Annotated in this window: 4 protein-coding genes; 1 reads left to right on the plus strand and 3 read right to left on the minus strand. The window is 40.5% G+C overall.

What is annotated here, in order from left to right:
• Positions 1–68: 68 nt before the first annotated feature.
• Both B2R65_RS15335 and B2R65_RS15340 read right to left on the minus strand, forming a co-directional pair.
• Positions 69–959 carry a dienelactone hydrolase family protein gene (locus tag B2R65_RS15335; protein ID WP_064385163.1) on the minus strand — a complete coding sequence of 297 codons (891 nt, stop codon included), beginning with the start codon at positions 957–959 and terminating at the stop codon, positions 69–71.
• A gap of 105 nt (positions 960–1,064) precedes the next feature.
• A complete protein-coding gene (locus tag B2R65_RS15340; protein ID WP_121637627.1) occupies positions 1,065–2,021 on the minus strand; it encodes an alpha/beta hydrolase in 957 nt (318 codons plus the stop codon).
• A gap of 43 nt (positions 2,022–2,064) precedes the next feature.
• Here B2R65_RS15340 and B2R65_RS15345 point away from each other — a divergent pair, with 43 nt between their 5' ends.
• On the plus strand, positions 2,065–2,202 hold the full coding sequence (locus tag B2R65_RS15345; RefSeq protein WP_286744132.1) for a hypothetical protein: 138 nt from the start codon (positions 2,065–2,067) through the stop codon (positions 2,200–2,202).
• 158 nt (positions 2,203–2,360) lie between these two features.
• On the opposite strand, the gene B2R65_RS15350 is transcribed toward B2R65_RS15345, so the two are convergent.
• Positions 2,361–4,157, minus strand: coding sequence for a SulP family inorganic anion transporter (locus B2R65_RS15350; RefSeq protein WP_286744134.1), 1,797 nt, complete (start codon positions 4,155–4,157; stop codon positions 2,361–2,363).
• Between the last annotated feature and the right edge of the window lie 208 nt (positions 4,158–4,365).

Raw genomic sequence — 4,365 nt, forward strand, 5'->3', positions numbered from 1 at the left:
TACACATTACAGAGCTCAATTAACTTAAAAAATGCCACCCATTTTAAGCTGGTGGCATTACCTTATTATTAACTTAGTTTTTCATTAAAAAACGCTAAGGTACGCTGCCAAGCAAGTTCTGCTTTTTGCTCATCATAACGCCCAGTAGAGTCGTTATGAAAACCATGATTAGCGCCTTCGTACATGTGCATAGTGTACTCAACATTGTTAGCTTTTAAGCTTTTTTCATAATCAGGCCATGTAGCGTTAACGCGTTTATCAAGCTCACCTAATTGAATCATTAAAGGCGCTTTTATATTTTTGTGCAGTGACTCACTGGCAGGTGTGCCATAAAAGGGCACGCCCGCGCTCAGTAAGCCACTCTCAACCGCCGCTAAGTAATTAACAATATAACCACCAAAACAAAAGCCTACAGCTCCCAGTTTGCCGTTACTATTAGAATGATTTTTTAAAAAGTGAGCCCCAGCTACAAAATCGTTTTGAATTTTAGCTCTGTCCATGGTTTTTTGCATGGCGCGGCCTTCATCGTCATTGCCCGGGTAGCCACCAAGCGCAAAGAGTGCGTCGGGTGCAAAGGCAATAAAGCCTTTTTTGGCTAAGCGCCTGGCTACATCTTTAATATATGGGTTTAAACCACGGTTTTCGTGAATAACTAATACAACCGGCAGTTTACCTTCAATTTTGCTAGGTACTGCTAAGTAGCCTTTGCCTTTACCATGCCCGTTTGGCGAATCAAATTCTTCGTAGGTGGCTTTAATATCATCATCGTTAAATGATACTTGCTCTGCAAACGCATAATTAGGTAACAGGGCACTGGTTAGTACGCTCATTGAAAAACCAAGTGCAGCTAACCCACCTAGTTTTTTCATAAATGTACGTCGGTCCATTAAACCGTGGGCGTATTCGTCGTACCAATCAAAGGCTTCTTGCGGGATATGATCTGATTGCGGGGTATTCATGGCTGCTCCTTCCATTATTATTAGTTATGTATTGTTATTTATTACCATAACGTATTAGGAGTAAAAAACGAGCAGTATTTTTCTCAATTATTAGGACTGTTGAAGTTATCCATCAAGCAAGGAAAGGAGCACATTCCTTTGTTGTGTGGAAATTAAAGAAACCATTTCAATATGATTTAAATCTTTTACCTCATACATGCTCACTTTTGAGTTGTTAAGAGTAAGCAACCTATTATATGGACTCACTTTGTCTGCATTACTTGAAAAGATGTAAGTTTGCCTAGCATGCGGGGTCTTATTTAGATTATTTAATATGTCGAGTTTAGTAAGAGGTACTTCACTTTTTTCAATTATCTTAGCGGCGACTTCGTTTAAATAATCATCGCCTAATAGTTTGCTATAAATAGGGTGTGATAAGTTAGCAATTGTGGTTAGTGCGGCCTCAAAATTAATCATTGGGGCATAAAGTATATGCTTACTAATGTTCAGCTTAGATGCCAACTCAACTCCCGCAATTGCGCCCATTGAGTAACTAATTAAGGAAATATCAGTGTAGTTTTCTTTATTTACATAATTGACTAGCACATCAAGCGAGTTTAAGCCAAATCTAAACTTCTCGTATTGATTACTTGCAGGCATCACTATCACATTTTTTCCAGTGACATGGCTAAGCCATCTTGCTTGCATGGTGTAAATCAAGCTGTCTACGCCATACCCCGGAAAGATGATTAAAAGCCCGCTATTTTGGTTGTTTGATAAATTATCTGAAGTAAGTTGGTATTCAAAAACCTCATCTTCAGTGCTTCCTTCAACAATCAAACTTAGCGAAAGTGTATTACCATCGAGTAGGTAGCTTTCGATATCCTTAGGTGAGATAAACCTAAAATCAAGACAATCTACTTCGCTGCTACAGTAATGGGTTTGTACTCCAGATAAAGCGATAGAGCTCTCAAATTCTTTAGGGAGAACTTTCTGCGGAGGCTTAGTTATTTGATAAGCAATATAGCTCTGGCACCCACTTAAAAAAATAACTAAAGAAATAATCAGTATGTATAAGCGCATTAAAGTCCCTTTAATTTTCAAGCTAAAATTTTTTGATTAATTAATGCCTGATTTCCCTTCATCTACGCCTATGAAAAAGTCGAGCCCCACAAATGTGAACGATATAGCAATGAAGCCAAATAGCATTAAGTTACGGTTATTCTTTTTAAACCAAGTGTGGTTAACACAGCAAAAACAATAAATAGAATAAGTTGTACAAGTGGCATAGTTACATCCTTTTATGCGTGGGTGTCCATGTACGTGCCTAACTTACCAGCTTAAAATAATTTAAACAATTGACTTAAAAATAAAAAGCTCGGGAAGTTCCGAGCTTTTTTAGTGAGTTACCTAAGTGACGTGTTACGCCATAGCGTCGTTGGCTACAGGGTATTTAGGGTCTTCAACAATGTTAACCTCAACCAAATCACCGGCTTTTTGTAATAACTTGGCAGACTCTGGGCTCAAATGGCGCAAATACAACGTTTTATCTAATGCTTTATAACGCTCACTTAAACCATGTATGGCTTCAATACCTGATTGGTCACACAATCTGGCATTGGCAAAATCTATACACACTTTTTGTGGGTCGTTATGTGGATTAAACCCTTCTTTAAACGAGGTTATTGAGCCAAAAAATAGATTACCCGTTACTTGGTAGGTTTTTTCGCTTTGCGATTCATCACTGCATTTAATACGGATTTCTTTTGCAGAGTTCCATGCATAAACCAAGGCAGAAATAACAATACCTATGCCTACGGCTACGGCTAAATCGAGCAATACGGTAACGGTAGATACCACAATAATGATAAATATTTCAGACTTTGGAACACGGCCAAATAAGCGCAAAGATGACCACTCAAACGTAGCAATAACCACCATAAACATAACGCCAATTAAAGATGCCACCGGTATCATTTCAATTAAGCTTGGAAAAAACAAAATAAATACCAGCATAAATAAAGCGGTAGCAATACCTGCTGCACGCCCTCGGCCGCCTGAGTTTAAACAGACCATGCTTTGGCCAATCATGGCGCAGCCACACATGCCACCAAATAAACCGCTTAAAATATTGCCCGAGCCTTGCGCTACCGACTCACGATTACCTTGGCCGCGGGTTTGTGTTATTTCATCAATAAGCGAAAGCGTCATAAGGGTTTCTATTAGCCCCACAGATGACAAAATAAGCGCAAGCATGAGCACGGTAATGAGTGCATCGAGCGAGTCGCTATTAGTTAAATCCCAGCTAATTTGCGGAAAGTGAAAACTCGGTAATGCACCTTTTAAACTGCCATCAAGTGGGTCGATGGTGTCTTTTAAGCCCTCAGCTACTTTTTGCGCTTCGTTAGCTTGCCATTTAGCCGTAATTTGCACATCGGTTGGGCGCTCAAGTGCAATATTTTGCGCCACTTCGCTGTATTGCCCATGAGGTACTTGATTTTTTATAGCTGCAAAGTTTTCAGTAATGATCTCTTTTTCAATCATTGAAGTACGCTGCGTGTGCACAACATCGCTAACAAGTTTTGACTCAAGTGGAGTAAAGGTGACCAGCGCCGTACACACTGCTATTGCAGCAAGAGGGGCAGGAATTGCTTTAGTATAGCGCGGTAAAAAATACACAATTGCCATGGTTAGCGCAATTAGCCCCATCATGGTAAGCATAGCAGGGCTGGTTAGTTGCATCCAATCGCCTGCGTAGGTAAACATATCGTGTTGCTTATCGTAAACTACGCGAACGTTTTCTTTAAATTGGCCAAATTGCGCCATACCAATCACAATAGCTAAGCCATTTACAAAGCCAAGCATTACAGGGTGAGGTAACAGCCTAATAAATTTGCCCATTTTAAAAGCGCCAAACACTACTTGTAGCACACCGGTTAATACCACGGCGGCCAACAAGTACTCGAGCCCAAACATAATAATAAAGGCGGTGGTGACTACAGCCATAGAGCCAGCAGCACCCGAAATCATACCTGGGCGGCCGCCAAACACGGCGGTAATAAAGCCAACAAAAAACGAGCCATAAAGCCCCATCATTGGGTCAATTCCCGCTACAAAGGTAAACGCAACGGCTTCGGGAATGAGCGTAAGCACGGCGGTTAAGCCGGCTAATACATCATTTTTTAAATTAGCGCTGCGTTTGCTTATTAAATCAAACATAGGGTTCCTTAGGGTGCATAAATAAACTAGATGCCATAGCGCTTTAAGCGGATAGCAGTATGTTTAGGTGTTTTAAATTTACGTGTATAGGGCGTGTTGATCTTTGCGGATTGAGATTTGTTCAATCTAGGGGCGATCAAATCGCGGCGCGAGGTTTGTAACCTAGTGGGCTCGATAACTGCTCCTGCGTTATTCTAATGACTTACAT

Origin of the sequence: Pseudoalteromonas sp. UBA2102, from assembly GCF_002331165.1 — a bacterium.
GTDB classification, from domain to species: domain Bacteria; phylum Pseudomonadota; class Gammaproteobacteria; order Enterobacterales; family Alteromonadaceae; genus Pseudoalteromonas; species Pseudoalteromonas atlantica.